At 67.1% G+C, this 15,894-nt stretch carries 12 protein-coding genes; 8 read left to right on the top strand and 4 right to left on the bottom strand.

Annotated features, from left to right (window positions below; all coding sequences use genetic code 11):
- Positions 1–5: 5 nt before the first annotated feature.
- Together NJQ99_RS08650 and NJQ99_RS08645 are read left to right on the top strand one after the other, a co-directional pair.
- A complete protein-coding gene (locus tag NJQ99_RS08650; RefSeq protein ID WP_269332429.1) occupies positions 6–1,205 on the top strand; it encodes an efflux RND transporter periplasmic adaptor subunit in 1,200 nt (399 codons plus the stop codon).
- A 3-nt stretch (positions 1,206–1,208) separates the two neighbouring features.
- A complete protein-coding gene (locus tag NJQ99_RS08645; protein ID WP_269332428.1) occupies positions 1,209–4,289 on the top strand; it encodes an efflux RND transporter permease subunit in 3,081 nt (1,026 codons plus the stop codon).
- A gap of 78 nt (positions 4,290–4,367) precedes the next feature.
- On the opposite strand, the gene NJQ99_RS08640 is transcribed toward NJQ99_RS08645, so the two are convergent.
- Positions 4,368–6,275 (bottom strand): pilus assembly protein, encoded by a 1,908-nt coding sequence (locus tag NJQ99_RS08640; protein ID WP_269332427.1) that lies wholly within the window; start codon positions 6,273–6,275, stop codon positions 4,368–4,370.
- 326 nt (positions 6,276–6,601) lie between these two features.
- Between NJQ99_RS08640 and NJQ99_RS08635 the strand changes: the two genes are divergently transcribed.
- Complete coding sequence (locus NJQ99_RS08635; protein ID WP_269332426.1) at positions 6,602–7,072, top strand: MmcB family DNA repair protein; 471 nt, start codon at positions 6,602–6,604, stop codon at positions 7,070–7,072.
- A 15-nt stretch (positions 7,073–7,087) separates the two neighbouring features.
- On the opposite strand, the gene NJQ99_RS08630 is transcribed toward NJQ99_RS08635, so the two are convergent.
- On the bottom strand, positions 7,088–7,675 hold the full coding sequence (locus tag NJQ99_RS08630; RefSeq protein WP_331283298.1) for an ActR/PrrA/RegA family redox response regulator transcription factor: 588 nt from the start codon (positions 7,673–7,675) through the stop codon (positions 7,088–7,090).
- 1 nt (position 7,676) lies between these two features.
- A complete protein-coding gene (locus NJQ99_RS08625; RefSeq protein WP_269332425.1) occupies positions 7,677–9,095 on the bottom strand; it encodes an ActS/PrrB/RegB family redox-sensitive histidine kinase in 1,419 nt (472 codons plus the stop codon).
- 45 nt (positions 9,096–9,140) lie between these two features.
- Here NJQ99_RS08625 and NJQ99_RS08620 point away from each other — a divergent pair, with 45 nt between their 5' ends.
- The 5 genes from NJQ99_RS08620 to NJQ99_RS08600 all read left to right on the top strand — a co-directional run bounded on the left by NJQ99_RS08620 (position 9,141) and on the right by NJQ99_RS08600 (position 13,693).
- Positions 9,141–9,986 carry an ABC transporter ATP-binding protein gene (locus tag NJQ99_RS08620; protein ID WP_269332424.1) on the top strand — a complete coding sequence of 282 codons (846 nt, stop codon included), beginning with the start codon at positions 9,141–9,143 and terminating at the stop codon, positions 9,984–9,986.
- The gene (locus tag NJQ99_RS08615; protein ID WP_269332423.1) at positions 9,983–10,813 is read left to right on the top strand and encodes an ABC transporter permease; all 831 of its coding nucleotides are present in this window, start codon (positions 9,983–9,985) and stop codon (positions 10,811–10,813) included. Before NJQ99_RS08620 ends, NJQ99_RS08615 begins: the two co-directional genes overlap by 4 nt.
- A gap of 35 nt (positions 10,814–10,848) precedes the next feature.
- Positions 10,849–11,457: an SCO family protein gene (locus NJQ99_RS08610; protein WP_269332422.1), complete on the top strand. Its 609-nt coding sequence runs from the start codon at positions 10,849–10,851 to the stop codon at positions 11,455–11,457.
- A 250-nt stretch (positions 11,458–11,707) separates the two neighbouring features.
- Positions 11,708–12,955 carry a polyhydroxyalkanoate depolymerase gene (locus tag NJQ99_RS08605; RefSeq protein ID WP_269332421.1) on the top strand — a complete coding sequence of 416 codons (1,248 nt, stop codon included), beginning with the start codon at positions 11,708–11,710 and terminating at the stop codon, positions 12,953–12,955.
- Positions 12,956–12,973: 18 nt separating this feature from the next.
- Positions 12,974–13,693 carry a M48 family metallopeptidase gene (locus NJQ99_RS08600; protein WP_269332420.1) on the top strand — a complete coding sequence of 240 codons (720 nt, stop codon included), beginning with the start codon at positions 12,974–12,976 and terminating at the stop codon, positions 13,691–13,693.
- A 42-nt stretch (positions 13,694–13,735) separates the two neighbouring features.
- Here the strand turns inward: NJQ99_RS08600 and NJQ99_RS08595 are convergent, their stop codons facing one another.
- On the bottom strand, positions 13,736–15,835 hold the full coding sequence (locus NJQ99_RS08595) for a transglycosylase domain-containing protein (protein ID WP_269332419.1): 2,100 nt from the start codon (positions 15,833–15,835) through the stop codon (positions 13,736–13,738).
- Positions 15,836–15,894: the final 59 nt, after the last annotated feature.

Raw genomic sequence — 15,894 nt, 5'->3', positions numbered from 1 at the left:
GTGGAATGAGCGGGTTGAAGCCGTCTGCGACGGCGACGGGATGGCCGGCCAGTCTTGCGGCGCTGGTGCTGGGTGTGGGTCTCCTGCTTCCGTCATCCGTCCTCGCACAGGGCGGCGGGCGCATCGTGCCGGTCAATGTGGCCGATGCCGAGTTGCGTGCCGTCGATACCGTGGTCGACGTGGTGGGAAGCCTGCTCGCGAACGAAACGGTCATCGTCCGCCCCGAAATCGCCGGGCGGATTACCGCCATTTCCTTCGAAGAGGGGCAGCGCGTGGCCAAGGGCGACCTGCTGTTCACGCTCGACGACTCGATCTATGCGGCCGAACTGGAGCAGGACGAAGCCGCGCTCCTGCTCTCGCAGCGCACCTTCGACCGTGCGCGGGAGCTGCTTCAGCGCGGTGCAGGCACCGCCCGGTCGCGCGACGAGGCGGTGTCCCAGCTGGAGGTTGACCGTGCCGGGGTGGAACTGGCGCGGGCGCGTCTTGAAAAGACCCGGCTGCGCGCCCCGTTCGAGGGGATCGTGGGTCTGCGCCGCGTCAGCGTGGGCGCCTATGTGACGCCGGGACAGGACCTGGTGGACATCGCCGACATCGATCCGATCAAGGTCGAGTTCCGCGTGCCCGAGCGTTACTCGGCCCAATTGCGCGAAGGGCTGGAGGTGGAGATCATCGTCGACGCCCTGCAGGGCCGCACCTTCTCCGGATCGGTATACGCGCTCTCTCCGGTCGCCGATGTCGAGGGCCGCTCGATCGCCATGCGGGCGCGGATCCCGAACGCCGAGAGCCTTCTTCGCCCGGGGCTGTTCAGCCGTGTCCGCCTCGTGCTCGACACCCGCGAGAACGTGGTGAGCGTGCCCGAACAGGCCATCGTGACCCGCGCCGACGGGCGCTATGTGTATCGGGTCACGGCCGGGCAGACCGTCGAGTTCGTGAAGGTCCGGCTTGGGGTCCGGCAGCCTGGATGGGTCGAGATCGTCGAAGGGATCGCCCCCGGCGAAACCGTGGTGACGGCCGGGCAGCTGAAGCTTCGGCCGGGTGACAAGGTGCGCGCGGCGCGTCCCGGCGGCCAAGGTGCGCCCGATGGGACGGCACCGACGGTCATCGACGGCCAGAACCGCTCGGGCAGTGGCGGCGGCGGCCCCGTCTCCGGCGCGGGCAACGCCGGCCCTGCCGCTGCAGCGGCCACCGTGCGCCAGGGAAGCTGAGCCATGCAGATTTCCGAACTCAGCATCCGCCGCCCGGTGCTGGCCACCGTGATGAGCCTCGTGGTGGTGCTTCTTGGGCTGGTGTCCTACGAGCGTCTTTCGGTGCGCGAGTATCCGAACATCGACCCGCCCGTCGTGAACGTGCGCACGGGATATCCGGGCGCCTCGGCGGCGATCATCGAAAGCCAGGTAACCCAGGTTCTGGAAGAGTCGCTGGCGGGCATCGAGGGGATCGACTACCTGACCTCGACCAGTCGGCAGGAATCCTCGCAGATCACGGTCAGCTTCAACCTGGACCGGGATCCGGAGGCAGCCGCAGCGGATGTGCGCGACCGCGTCAGCCGGGTTCGGGGACGGCTTCCGGACGAGGTCAGCGAGCCGGTGATCCAGAAGTCGGAAGCCGATGCGCAGGCCATCATCTACATGGCGTTGTCGAGCGACCGTTCGACCCCGCTGGAGATCTCCGACTACGCCGACCGCTACATCACCGACCAGCTGCAGATCGTGCCGGGTGTCGCCGAGGTGCGCATCTTCGGCCAGCGCCGCTATGCCATGCGGCTCTGGCTCGATCCGGAGCGGCTGGCGGCCAACGGGCTGACCGTGCAGGAGGTCGAAACTGCATTGCGCCGGCAGAACGTCGAGATCCCCGCAGGGCGGATCGAGAGCCGCGAGCGGGAGTTCTCCGTCCTGTCCGAAACCGATCTTCGCACGGCGGAGGAGTTCAACGAACTCATCATCTCGGAGGCAAACGGCTATCTCGTGCGCCTGCGCGACGTCGGACGGGCGGAGCTGGGTCCCCAGGACGAGCGCCGCATCTCCAGGTTCAACGGCGCGACATCGGTCACGCTCGGCATCGTCAAGCAGGCGACGGCCAACCCGCTGGACGTCTCAAACGGCATCCGTTCACGTCTGCCCGGCATCCAGGACAGCCTGCCCGAAGGCTGGAAGCTCGACATCGGCTACGACAAGTCGGTCTTCATCTCGGAGTCGATCAAGAACGTCTACACCACCATCGCGGAGGCGGTGGTGCTGGTGGTCCTGATCATCTTCTTCTTCCTGCGATCGATGCGTGCAACGCTCATCCCGCTGGTGACGATCCCGGTGTCGCTGGTTGGTGCGTTCGCGCTGATGTATCTGTTCGGGTTCTCGATCAACACGCTGACGCTTCTGTCTCTCGTGCTGGCCATCGGTCTCGTGGTGGACGACGCGATCGTCATGCTGGAGAACATCTACCGGCACCTCGAAATGGGGAAATCCCCCTTCAAGGCGGCAATCGACGGCGCGCGCGAGATCACCTTCGCCGTCCTCGCGATGACGATCACGCTGGCGGCCGTCTACATCCCGATCGGCTTCATGGAGGGCAAGACGGGCCGCCTGTTCACCGAGTTCGCCTGGGCGCTCGCCGGTGCAGTGCTGATCTCCGGCTTCGTGGCGCTCACTCTTTCGCCGATGATGTGCTCGAAGCTGCTGAAGCAGGATCCCTCGAAGGTCCGGCACAATTGGCTCTACAACCTGATCGAGCGGTTCCTGCGCGGGCTCAACAACGGATACCGCGCGCTGCTGCGGGTTTCCCTGGCCGCACCGCTGCTCGTGATCCTGATCGGCCTCGCGGTGGCGGGCGCCGGCGGCTGGCTTTTCACGCTGCTGAAGTCCGAACTCGCGCCCTACGAGGACCAGGGGACCATCGTCGCCATCATTTCGGGTCCGGAAGGCGCGACGGTCGAGTACATGGACCGCTACGTGCAGCAGCTCGAGGACATCTACACCACGCCGCCGGAAGCCGACCGCTATGTGTCGATCATCGGCTTTCCGGTCCTGTCCCGCGGTATCGGCTTCCTGAATCTCCAGCCGTGGAGCGAGCGTGAGCGCACGGCGCAGGAGATCGCGGCCGAGCTGCGCGGCAAGATGTTCTCGGTCCCGGGCGTCAACGCCTTTCCCACGACGCCTCCACCCCTTGGCCAGAGCGCGCGGTCGAAGCCCGTCGAGATCGTGGTCCTGACCTCGCGGCCCTACGACGAACTGGCAGAGGCCGTCGACGCCATTCTCGGCGAGGCGCGCAAGCTCGGTTTCCTCGACAACCTCGACAGCGACCTGGCTCTCGATGCGCCGCAGATCAAGGTGGAACTCGATCGTTCCAAGGCCGCCGCCCTCGGTATTTCCGTGGAGACCGTCGGGCGCACCATGGAGACGATGCTGGCCGGGCGGCAGGTGACGCGGTTCAAGCGCGACGGGCGCCAGTACGATGTCATCGTGCAGATGGAGGACGTGGACCGCTCCAATCCGGACGATCTGCGGCGCCTCTACGTCCGCTCCAGCCTCGGCGAGATGGTGCCGCTGTCGAACCTCGTGCGGATCGAGGAGACCGTCGCACCGCGCGAACTCAATCACTTCAACAAGCTGCGCTCGGCAACGATCTCGGCGAACCTCGCTCCGGGCGTGAGCCTGGGCGAGGGGCTGGCCGCGCTGGAGAAGATCGCCAGCGATACGATCCCCGGCACGATGCAGGTCGACTATTCCGGCACGTCGCGCGACTTCCTTGCCTCCAGCGGCGCCATCTACCTGACCTTCGTGCTGGCGCTGATCTTCATCTACCTGGTGCTGTCGGCGCAGTTCGAGAGCTTCATCGACCCCTTCATCATCATGCTGACCGTGCCGCTCTCCATGACCGGAGGGCTGCTGGCGCTCTATCTGACGGGATCGACGCTCAACATCTACAGCCAGGTGGGTCTCGTCACGCTGATCGGCATCATCACCAAGCACGGCATCCTGATCGTGGAGTTCGCCAACCAGATCCGCGAGCAGGGCGCACGGGTGCGCGAGGCGGTGGTCGAGGCCTCGGTCCTTCGTCTGCGGCCGATCCTGATGACCACGGGCGCCATGGTCCTGGGGGCTGTGCCGCTCGCCATCTCCACGGGTGCGGGCGCCCAGTCGCGTCAGGACATCGGCCTAGTGATCGTGGGCGGCATGCTCGTCGGCACGCTGTTCACGCTCTTCGTCATCCCGGCGGTCTACACGCTCATCCGCCGGGACAGGCCGGAAACGGCAGCGCAGCAGCAGCGCGTGGCACCCGCCCCGGCCGAGTAGACCCCTGCATATGCAAAGCGGGCGGAACCTTCTGGTCCCGCCCGCTTGCGCCGGCCCGGCACGGGGGATGGGCCGGGCCTATTTGCTGATGCGCAGGCTGGCGAGGTCCGCCCCGATCTTCTTGAAGGCCGAGGACAGCGCGACGCTGCCCTGGGCGTCGAAGAAGTGAGCGGGGTCGGATGCGCACGGCTTGAAGAGGGTGTCCTTGACCGATCCGTTCATGTCGAACGCGACGACATAGAGCCGGATGCCCTCTCCGCCAACGTCCTTGCCGGCATTCTTGACGTTCTCGCACAGCTTGGCGAGACGCTTGTCCATGGCGCGCTTGATGTCGGACTCGTCCTCGGGACCGGTCAGGCGGTCCTCGTCAGCGAAGCCATAGGAATTGTAACGCTTGTCCTGGGTCCAGTTCTCGCCATCGGTGAGCAGGATGATGGCCTTCTCCCAGCGCACGCCATCGTCGTCGATGTGGCCATAGGGCAGGGCGGCGTCGAAGGGCGGTTTCGGATCCAGCATCCGCCAGCCCCACGCGAGACCTTCGGGAATATTGGTCGAGGTCGTGTAGGTGAGCGCATCGATGTCAGTCTCGAGCGCATCGCGGCTGCTGATCAGCGGCGTGACGGGGATGCCGCAGTTCAGGTTGGGCCCTTCGTCGGCGGCGACATTCTGAACCTTGGGGTCGTTCTGATAGTACTTGTTCAGATAGGCAAGGCGGTCGAGGCTGCCGGACGGCACCTTCGGTCCGTTGCCGGTCCCGAACTCGTTCTTGTCGGTCATCCAGCTCGGGTAGCCCCCGCTGCCGCCGTCGGCGTGAAACGACGGCACGAACAGCGTGTCGGGATCGTCGGGATCGGGCGCGGTAACGGTGATGTCGAGATCGCGGGTTTCGCCGTCGGCACCCTGGATCGGGCGGGACTCGACGCACCCCCGCCATTCCAGCCCGACCTGCTTGTAGAGCCAGAGGTGGTCGTTGCGAACAGCCTCATAGTCGCAGCCCTTTGCGTCCTTGTGAGAACAGGGCACGTATTTGCCGCCCTTCACCAGCCGGTCGCCGTTTTTCTTCGTTCCGAATTCGAAGGGATCGGGTGTGTATTCCGAATCGTACTCCCGTGCCGTGCGGTAGTTCACGCCGCCATTGCCATTCCGCTCGACATAGCGATGATCATCGATGTTCCAGCCATTGTAGCGGGCGCTGCCCGTCACATCGATCCAGGCCCAGTCCTCGCCGGTATAGTGGGTGAGGATGGTGGTGTCCTGCGCGGCACGATCCCATGGGTCGACGGCAAGCGGATCGACGCCTGCGTCGACGGTGAGATCGAGGCTCTGGCCGCGCCAGTCGGCACGCGTCGCCTTGATATTGACCATATCCGCGAAGGGTACGAGGGCGATCCTCAGGCGGTCGGATGTCCGGTCGCTGCCGTAGAGCGTTTGCAGCAGATCCTTTGCCGCCGCCTTCATCGCGGTCATGCGGGTGCCCTTCATCGAATAGGTCGTGTCGAGCACCATGGCGATCTCGAGACCCTGGACCTTGCGCGTGAATTCGGCCTCGGCATAAACCTCGACCTCGTTCACGTTGAACAGGCCCATGACCGCGGTGGAGACCTTGCCGCGCGCTGACAGCCGCAACACCTCGTCGGTCTTCTCGAGAATCTGAACAGTGGGGGTGCTGGAGAAGAGCCCGCTATCGGGCAGGTTCCGTTCCAGGAAGTTCTGCGCGATCGACTTCACAATCTGCTCTGGCTCGCTCAATTGCTGCGCCGCCGCAAGGCCTGCCGCGTCGAGCGCGTTCGAAAGGCCAGAGTGCCCTGTCGCAACCCGCGCATAGTCGAAGGTCGCGCCCACCGCTGCGACGATCGGAATGAAGGTCAGTCCCATCACGAGCGCGAGTGCGCCCCGCTCGGACCGTGCAAATTGGCTGATCTGCCCCCGCAGCCCCGTCCGGCGCGCGCCCCGGTCAGCCGTCTTCCTTGTCCCCGGAATGGTCATACGCTACCCCTCCACGCTACAGAACCCGGTTGGCGCAAGACACTGCGTTGACCGGCCGGACCCCGGAACAGACCTTTCGACGTCTTCTACGGAAAGGCTTCCGGTTCACGAAATTTGTTGCCAGAAAACTAAATGAAGCATAACCAAACCTGGTTAATATGCTTTATATTCGCTGTTTTCGCGGGTATTTTTGCGAGTGTGTTTAGGTAAACTGGTTAATGTTGCCGCGAATAGACTTAAAGGCAGAATTTTAGACAATTGAACGGCTTTTGCAGCGAAGCCGGGCTGCACTGGAAACGCCTGCGGGACTGAGGCAGTCTGTCGCCATGACAGACCACGCTCCCTTCTCGGAACCGGACCTGTCCGGCGCGGCCGCGATCGCGCGCGGTGTGGCACGCTATTACTGGCAAGCCGGGTGGTCGTGTCTGCGGGAGGTCTCGCTGCCCAACGGCCGGCGCGCCGACCTGGTCGCTCTCTCGCGGCGCGGAGAAATCGCCATTGTCGAGGTGAAGAGCGGTCTTGCCGACTTCCAGTCCGATGCGAAATGGGGCGACTACCTGGAATTCTGCGATGTCTTCGACTTTGCCGTCGATGCGGCCTTTCCGCTCGGCAGGCTGCCCCAGGATGTCGGGGTGCTTATCGCCGACGCCTATGGCGCCGCGCGGCATCTGACGGGGCCGCGGGTGGCGCTTTCACCCGCCCGCAGGAAAGCGATGGTCCAGCGTCTTGCGCGGACCGCCGCAGACAGGCTCATGGTGCTCGCCGATCCTGATTTCGTGCCCGAGCACGGCCTCTGAGGCCTACGGCCGGCGTCAGCGCGGGCTGCGCTTGGCAAGGATGCGTTGCAGCGTGCGCCGGTGCATGTTGAGGCGGCGTGCCGTCTCCGAGACGTTTCGGCCGCACAGTTCGTAGACGCGCTGGATGTGCTCCCAGCGCACGCGGTCGGCGGACATCGGGTTTTCCGGCGGCTCCGGCAGGTCGTCGGCGGCGGCGCGCAGGGCGGCATCTACCTCGTCGGCGTCCGCGGGCTTGGCGAGGTAGTCCACAGCGCCATGCTTCACGGCCCACACCGCGGTCGTGATGTTGCCATAGCCCGTGAGCATGACGATGCGCGCGTCGGGACGCTGTGCGCGCAGTTCGCTGACCAGGTCGAGGCCGTTGCCGTCCTCCAGCCGCATGTCCACGACCGCAAAGCGCGGCGGGCCGGCCGCGATGATGTCGCGTGCTTCGGCAATGCTCCCGGCCGTTTCGACCGCATATCCGCGCCGCTCCATGGCGCGGGCGAGGCGGTTGAGCAACGGCTGGTCGTCGTCGACCAGCAAGAGCCGCATGTCGCTGCCGGCGGCGCGCTGCCGCGTCTGCACCGGCGCAATGAGCTCCTTGGGGGATGTCGCGATCATGTCACCGTTCCGTCAGGGGCCACCAGTCGTGGCCGGATGAATGGGCAGACTTCAATTTAGACTTGCTCCAGAAAAGGGCAACCACAGCTCCCCCGCGGCCTGCTCCCCGGCGGGCATTGAAGAAGGTGACGCGGGCACCCGTCCGCTCCAGCAGGGTCTTCGCGATGAAGACGCCGAGACCCAGGCCCTCGCGGTTCTGGCCCTGGCGGCCCCGCGGGCGCGAAGTGAGATAGGGTTCGCCCAGCTTCTGCAGCACGTCGGGAGAGAAGCCCGGCCCGTCGTCGCGCACCTGAAGGGTCAGCCCGGCGCCGTCCCAACGGGCCTCGACCACGACGCGGGACCGGGCGAAGGCGACCGCGTTCTCAACGATGTTGCCGAGCGCATGGATGAGTTCGGGTCGGCAGTCGAGGACCGGCGTATCCGCGCGGTTCGGATCGACCCGTTCCCCGTCAGCGTAGAACCGCAGTTCGAGGTCGATGTCAGGTACCCGGTGTGCGGCCACGGCCTGCTCGAGCAGGACTGGCAGCGGCAGCCGCGCAAAGGGGCCTGCGCCTTCTCCCCCTCCCGGCTGACGGGCGAGCCGGGTGAGGATGTCACGGCATCGTGCGGCCTGCTCCGCGATCAGGTGCACGTCTTCGGCCAGCGGGTCGCCGGCGGGGATGTCGCGGGCCAGTTCCCTTGCCGCGATGGTGATGGTGGCGAGCGGCGTGCCCAGTTCGTGCGCCGCGGCTGCCGCGAGTCCGCCGAGTGCCGCCAGCCTCTGCTCCCGCGCCAGTGCCATCTGAAGCGTCGCCAGCGCCGCTGCCATGTGCCTCTGCTCGCGTGCAAGGCGCGCGGCATAGAGTGACGTGAAGGCCAGGCTGACGATCAGTGCGGCCCAGATGCCGCCAATGTAGACGGGCGGCAGATCGGGCGGCGGTCCGGTCCACGGCAAGGGACGGTAGACGGCTGCCAGCACGGTGATGAGCGCCCCCGCGACCAGACCCAGAAGGGCCGTCGCGCGCGGGCTGAGGATCGACGCGGAGACCGTCACGGGGGCGAGGAAGAGCAATGCGAACGGGTTGGTCAGGCCGCCGGTGAGATAGAGCAGGCAGGCGAGTTGCAGAAGGTCGAACGCAAAGGAGACCGTCGCCTCCCCGTCGGTCAGCCGTCGCGTCATCGGTGTCCACAGGCGGACGGTGAGGTTGATCCAGACCGCCGCGCCGATGACAGCGAGGCAGGCCTCCAGCGGGAGGTCGAAGCCGAGCAGGAAATGCACGCCGAGCACTGCGACGAGCTGTCCGCAGATGGCAATCCACCGCAGCAGGATCAGCGTGCGGTGGCGCACGCCCCCGTCGCCCGTGCGCAGCGCCGGCGCCGCGCCGGATGCGGTGACCGGAACCGGCTCCTCTGTCCTGGACCGCGCTGTCTCTGCGGTCATGTCTCGGCCCTCGCCTTTGCTGCGCTCATGGTCCATATGTGGCGCATGATGGGTCTCCAGTCATCCTCAGGCCCGGATGCATCCCCTGCAATCCGGGTCCGCGGCCTTGCGAAGCGGTTCGAGGCCGTCCGTGCCGTCGACGGCGTCAGCTTCGACCTGGCGCGTGGAGAGACGCTCGCCCTGCTCGGCGGCAACGGTGCCGGCAAGACGACGACCATCTCGATGCTGCTCGGCCTCATCATCCCCAGCGGCGGAACGATCGAGGTTCTGGGCCACGACATGGCGACGTCACGCCACCTCGCTCTCGCCCGCGTCAACTTCCAGAGTCCTTACGTCGATCTGCCGCGGCGCCTGACGGTACGCCAGAACCTCGCGGTTTATGCGCGGCTCTACGGCGTGCCCGACGTTGCCGGCCGCATTGCCGAGCTTGCCCGCGACCTCGACCTCGCCGGCTTTCTCGATCGGCCGGCAGGTCAGCTGTCCGCCGGGCAGAAGACGCGGGTCGGGCTGGCGAAGGCATTGATCAACACGCCCGAGATCCTGTTCCTGGACGAGCCTACGGCGTCGCTCGATCCCGACACGGCCGACTGGGTGCGGTCATACCTGGAGCGCTACCGGTCCGCGCACGGTGCCGCGATCCTGCTCGCCTCGCACAACATGCACGAGGTGGAACGGCTGGCCGACCGCGTGCTGATGATGAAGGGCGGCCGCGTTGTGGACGAAGGCCCGCCCGCTGCCCTGATCGAGCGGTATGGCCGGCGGACGATGGAGGAAGTCTTCCTGGCGATCGCGCGCGGCGAACCCATGCCGCCCTTGCCCGAAGGGGATGCCGCGGCGCAGGCCGGGGATGGCGCCCCGGGCGGTCAGGCCGGCAGGAGGGCCGCGGTATGACCGGTTCTCCCCTCCTCCCCCAGTCCGGTCCGGCAGCGAGTGCCCGGCGCATCGGTGCGATGGTGGCGCGCTATTGGTACCTGCTGCGCGGCTCGGGCCCGCGGATGCTCGAACTGGTCTATTGGCCGACCGTGATGATGCTGCTCTGGGGGTTCGTGCAGAGCTTCATGATGACGCAGTCGGGCTTCTTCGCGCAGGCGGCGGGCGTGCTGATCGCGGGCGTGATGCTGTGGGACGTGGTGTTCCGCGGACAGCTTGGCGTGTCGCTCTCGTTCTTCGAGGAACTGTGGTCGCGCAATGTCGGCCACTTGATGGTGTCGCCCCTGCGCTCCGGGGAATGGATCGCGTCCCTGCTGGTGATGAGCCTGCTGCGCACCGCGCTCGGCCTCGTTCCCGCAAGCTTTCTTGCCATCTGGTTCTTCGATTTCTCGATCTACGGCCTGGGGCCGGTGCTGGCGCTGTTCTTTGCGAACCTGATCGCGTTCGGCTGGGCGGTGGGGCTGTTCGTCTCGGGCCTCGTGCTGCGGTATGGCCAGGGCGCCGAAAGCCTGGCCTGGGCGCTGATCTTCGCGGTTGCGCCGTTCGCGGCGGTGTATTACCCGGTCGCGTCCCTTCCCGCCTGGCTGCAGCCGGTTGCAGCGATGCTGCCACCTGCCCATGTGTTCGAGGGCATGCGGGCCGTTCTGATCGACGGCGTCGTGCGCTGGGACCATTTGACCTATGCGGCGGGCCTCAATTTGCTGTATCTGGCGATCGGCGGGCTCGGCTTCATGGCGTTCTTCCGGCGTGCCCGCGAGCACGGCATGATCCTGCAACTGGGCGAGTAGGGCCGGTCATCCGGCGCCGGAAAGCGGAGTAGAGTATGCTGAGGACAGCTCTTTATGTGGTCGCGGCAGCCGTGCTGATCGTGGGAGCAGCGGTGGCGGTGCTACCGGGGCTCCGGACCCTCGTCCTTCCCGGCCAGGAGGGTGCGGGGCGCGGCGAGGCGGCGATCGGCGGACCTTTCGTTCTTACCGACCACACCGGCCAGCGCGTGACCGAGGCGACCTATGACGGCAAGCTGAAGCTGGTGTTCTTCGGCTTCACGTTCTGCCCGGACATCTGCCCGACCGAACTTATGCGGGTCGGTGCCGCACTGGATATGCTGGCGGAGGATGCCGCGGCCGAGGTGGTGGCGTTGTTCGTCAGCATCGATCCGGAGCGGGATACGCCGGAGGCGATGGCCACCTACCTGTCCTATTTCCATCCCGGCATCGTCGGCCTGACGGGCACGCCGGAAGAGGTGCAGGTGGCTGCGAAGGCCTATCGCGTCTACTACGCGAAGGCCGAGGACGCAGGTTCGGCCGGCGGCTACACGATGAACCACACGGCGCTCGTCTACCTGATGGACCGGGACGGCACATATCTGCGCCATTTCAGCCAGAACGCGACGGAAGAACAGATCGCCGAGGCGATTCGCGCTGCCCTCTAAGGGCGCAGCCCGCTTCCTTTCCGGATCGCGGAAAACGCATTGCAGCCTTGCGGAACGCCCGATCCGGCGGTTTCACAAGGCTTTTGCGGCCTTTCAGGCACGCCCCATGCAAGGCAGCATCTGAGACTTTTGTTGCAGTGCGAAGCCCGAGAGGCTTTGTTTAGCTGTTATGCGCGAGACTTGTCCGGATGTCTCATGGCGAAAAACGGGGCGTTTGGCCGGGGCGGACAATGCGAAAGGGCCAGGAACCATGCTGTACCATGCCTATGAGCTGACCCATGCGGCGGTGACCCCGCTGCGGGCGGCGTGTCATCTGGGCCAGCAGATGCTGCGTAATCCCTTCAACCCGGTCTCCTACACCTTGCCCGGAAAGGCCATCGCGGCGGCCTGCGACGTGATGGAGTCCACGACCCGGCGCTATGGCAAGCCCGAGTGGGGGCTCGACGAGACCCGCGTCGCCGGGCAGATCTGCCCGGTCGCCGAGCGCGTGGTCCTGCACAAGCCCTTCTGCGATCTGCTCCATTTCCAGCGCGAGCAAAGCATTGCCGGCCGGCGCCGCGACCCGAAGGTGCTGATCGTCGCGCCGATGTCGGGCCATTTTGCGACGCTCCTGCGCGGCACGGTCGAGGCCATGCTGCCCGAGCACGAGGTCTATGCGACCGACTGGATCGACGCGCGCACGGTCTCCCTGATGGAGGGTAGCTTCGATCTCGACGACTACATCGACTACATCGTCGAGTTCGTGCAGTTCCTCGGCCCCGATGTGCACGTGATGGGCGTTTGCCAGCCGGGCCCGGCCGTCGTTGCGGCGACGGCGCTCATGCATCAGCGCGGTGCGGAGCATGTGCCGGCCACCATCACCATCATGGGCGGCCCCATCGACCCGCGGCAGAGCCCCACGGTCCCCAACAAGCTGGCGACCGAGCGGCCGCTGTCCTGGTTCGAGAACAATGTGATCACGCGCGTGCCCTGGCCGCATCCTGGCTTCATGCGCCGGGTCTACCCTGGCTTCATGCAGCTGTCCGGCTTCATGTCGATGAACCTCGACCGGCACATCGACGCGCATCTGAAGATGTTCCATCACCTGGTCGAGAACGACGGTGACTCGGTGGAGAAGCACCGCGCCTTCTATGACGAGTATCTGGCGGTCATGGACCTGACGGCGGAATTCTATCTGCAGACCATCCGCGACGTCTTCCAGGAGTTCAAGCTGCCACGGGGACAGCTCGTACACCGGGGCGAACTGGTCCGGCCCGACGCCATCACCCGCACCGCGCTGATGACGGTCGAGGGAGAGAATGACGACATCTCCGGCATCGGCCAGACCACGGCTGCGCACGATATCTGCGTGAACATACCGGCAGACCGCCGCGTGGACTATCTGCAGCCCAAGGTCGGCCATTACGGCGTGTTCAACGGCGCGCGCTGGCGCGCGGAGATCCAGCCGCGCGTGCGCGACTTCATGCGGACGCACCGCACGGCGCTTCCCGCCTCCTGATCCCCCGCGGCCCGGCGGATGGAAGAGAAGGTCCTTGGCATTGCGTCCGGCACCGAGACGGACGTCCGCGTCCGCCGCGATCCAAGGGCGCGGCGCCTGACCCTTCGGCTTGATGCGCGGGGCGAGCCGGTGCTCACCGCGCCGCCAGGCGTGGGCGCCCGGCGCTTGCAGGCCTTTCTAGACACCCACCGCGATTGGCTCGCCGCGCAGATTGCCGCCCGACCCGCACCTGTGGCGTTCGTGCCGGGCGCCGAGATCCCGGTGCTGGGCGAGCCGCGTGTCATCCGCCATGACGGCCCGCGCGGCCGTCCCGCCGAACTGTCCGGCGGCGCGCTCCTCGTGCGCGGTCCTGCCGACGCGGTCCCGCGCCGGGTCGGCGCCTTCCTTCGGGCGCTGGCACGCGACCGGCTTGCAGCGGCGGCGAACGCCCATGCGGCCGCGCTGGAGGCGCCGCTCAACGCGATCCGCCTCTCCGATCCGAAAAGCCGCTGGGGCTCCTGCTCGTCGCGTGGCGTCCTGTCGTTCTCGTGGCGGCTGGTCTTCACGCCCTCTGCCGTGCTCGACTATGTGGCCGCCCACGAGGTCGCGCATTTGCACGAGATGAACCACGGACCGCGCTTCTGGGCGCTGGTCGAGCGGCGCGTGCCGGACTGGAAGCGGCACCGGGACTGGCTTAAGCGCGAGGGTGCCGGACTCCACCGGTATGGCCGGACCGCGGGCCGAAACGACGGGCGGTAGGGCCAGGACGGGTCAGGCGCCGCGCCGTCGGCCGGGCGCGCCTCAGGGCATGTCCTCGCGCTGGCCGGGCAACACCGGAGGAGGTACGCGCGAGCCCTCCCGAGGTGCTTGCTGGGGGCGCGCGTTGTGCGGCGGCGGGACCGCGCCGAAGCTTTCCAGCACCCTTTGAACGATCCCGGCAACGCCGCGTCCCGCTGCCTCGGCCAATGCCCCCAGGCCTTCGCCGTCATACTCGGGTACCCGCCCCGGGGGCGGCGGCGCGGCGGGGAAGCGCGAGGGCGGCAGGCCGTCGAGTGCCGCACGCATGAACCCCTGCCAGATACGTGCGGGCAGCGTCCCGCCGGTGACCTTCTTCATGGGGCTCGAATCGTCGTTGCCGAGCCAGACGCCGGCCACCAGTTCGGGCGTGAAGCCGACGAACCACGCATCCCGGAAATCGGAGCTTGTGCCGGTCTTGCCCGCCGCCTCACGCCCCGCAAGCTGTGCGGCGCGTCCGGTTCCGCGTTCGATCACGCCGCGCATCATGCCGGTCATGGCGGCAGCCTCCCACGGCCTCATCACCGGGCCGATGCCCGAACCCGCGCGCCGGTAGAGGACGCGGCCGTCGCGGGTGGCGATCTGGCGGATGGTGTGGGCGATCAGGCCCCGGCCGCCGTTGGCGAATTGCGCATAGGCCTGCGTCAGTTCGAGCAGCGAGACCTCGGACGCGCCGAGCGCCAGCGACAGGTCGTTGGTCAGTGGCGACGTGATCCCCAGGCTCTCAGCGACCCGGATGACCGCTGGCGGACCGACCTCGGCGGTGATCTGCACGGCGATCGTGTTGATTGACTGCGCCAGAGCCTCCGCCACCGTTACCGGCCCGACGAAACGGCCCGAGTAGTTCACCGGGGCATACCGGCCATACCGGACCGGCTGATCGATCATCGTGCTGTCCGGTGCCAAGCCTGCGCGCAGCCCCGCCAGATAAACGATCGGCTTGAAGGCCGAACCCGGCTGACGGCGGGCCTGGACCGCGCGGTTGTACTGGCTGTCGCGGTAGGACCGCCCGCCGACCATGGCCCGGACCGCGCCGTCGGGCGTCATGGCGACGAGTGCGCCCTGGCTCGCGGCGTTGCGCTGCCCATCGGCGGCGAGTACCCGCTCGACCGCCGCCTCGGCCTCCGCCTGCAGCCCGGGATCGAGCGTCGTCTCGACAACCAGGTCCTGACCGGTGTCGCCGACATGGTTGGTCAGTTCGTCGAGCACCCAGTCGACGAAGAAGCCCGTGCCTGCTCCCCGGCCCGGCGTACCCAGCCGGGCGGGCTGTTCCTGCGCCGCCGCCATGGTGGTGCGGTCGATGAAGCCCGCGTCGTGCATGGCGGAGAGAACGACAGCCGCCCTGGCGCGCGCGGCCTTGAGGTCGGCCGTGGGCGCAAGGCGCGACGGGGCCTTCAGGAGACCGGCAAGCATCGCCGCCTGCGGCAGTGTCGCGCGCCGCGCCGACACACCGAAATAGCGTTGTGCGGCAGCTTCGACGCCGTAGGCGCCGGCGCCGAAATAGGCCCGGTTGAGGTAGATCGTCAGGATTTCGTCCTTGGTGAAGCGCAACTCCAGCCAGACCGAGAGGATGAGTTCCTTGATCTTGCGTTCGAACGTCCGCTCCGGCGTGAGGAAGAGGTTCTTGGCAAGCTGCTGCGTGATGGTGGAGCCGCCCTGAACGACACCGTCCGAGCGCAGGTTGGTCCAGGCGGCACGCGCGATGCCGATGGGGTCGAAACCGGGATGCAGATAGAAGTTCCGGTCCTCGATCGCGAGGACGGCGTCGGTCAGGTGCCTGGGCAGTTCCGCGACCGTCACCGCGCCGCCGTAGAGTGCGCCCCGGTTCGCCACGACGGACCCGTCCACGGCGCGGACCTCGACGCTGGGGCTTTCGCGCGGGTCGAGCAGGCGGGCGCTGTCAGGCAGATCGGCCGCATGCCACGCGATGAAACCGGCGGCCGCGATCAGAAGCCACAGCCCTGCGACGACCGCCCAGTAGCCCAGACGCCACAGAAGCGACCTCCGGGCCCGTTCCCCACGCCCGGCGGGACGGCGGCGGGGACGCCGCGCGGACCGCTGGCCGGCGCTACGGTCTTCGCCCTTGCTGTCTCCCCTTCGTGCCATGACCGCCCGTGCTTCGAGTTCAGTGCCGCACTTATACTGATGATTCGGGTCCCAATGTG

It is taken from the genome of Futiania mangrovi (genome assembly GCF_024158125.1).
Classification (GTDB): Bacteria; Pseudomonadota; Alphaproteobacteria; order Futianiales; family Futianiaceae; genus Futiania; species Futiania mangrovi.
This window is presented reverse-complemented; position numbering and strand designations above follow the sequence as displayed.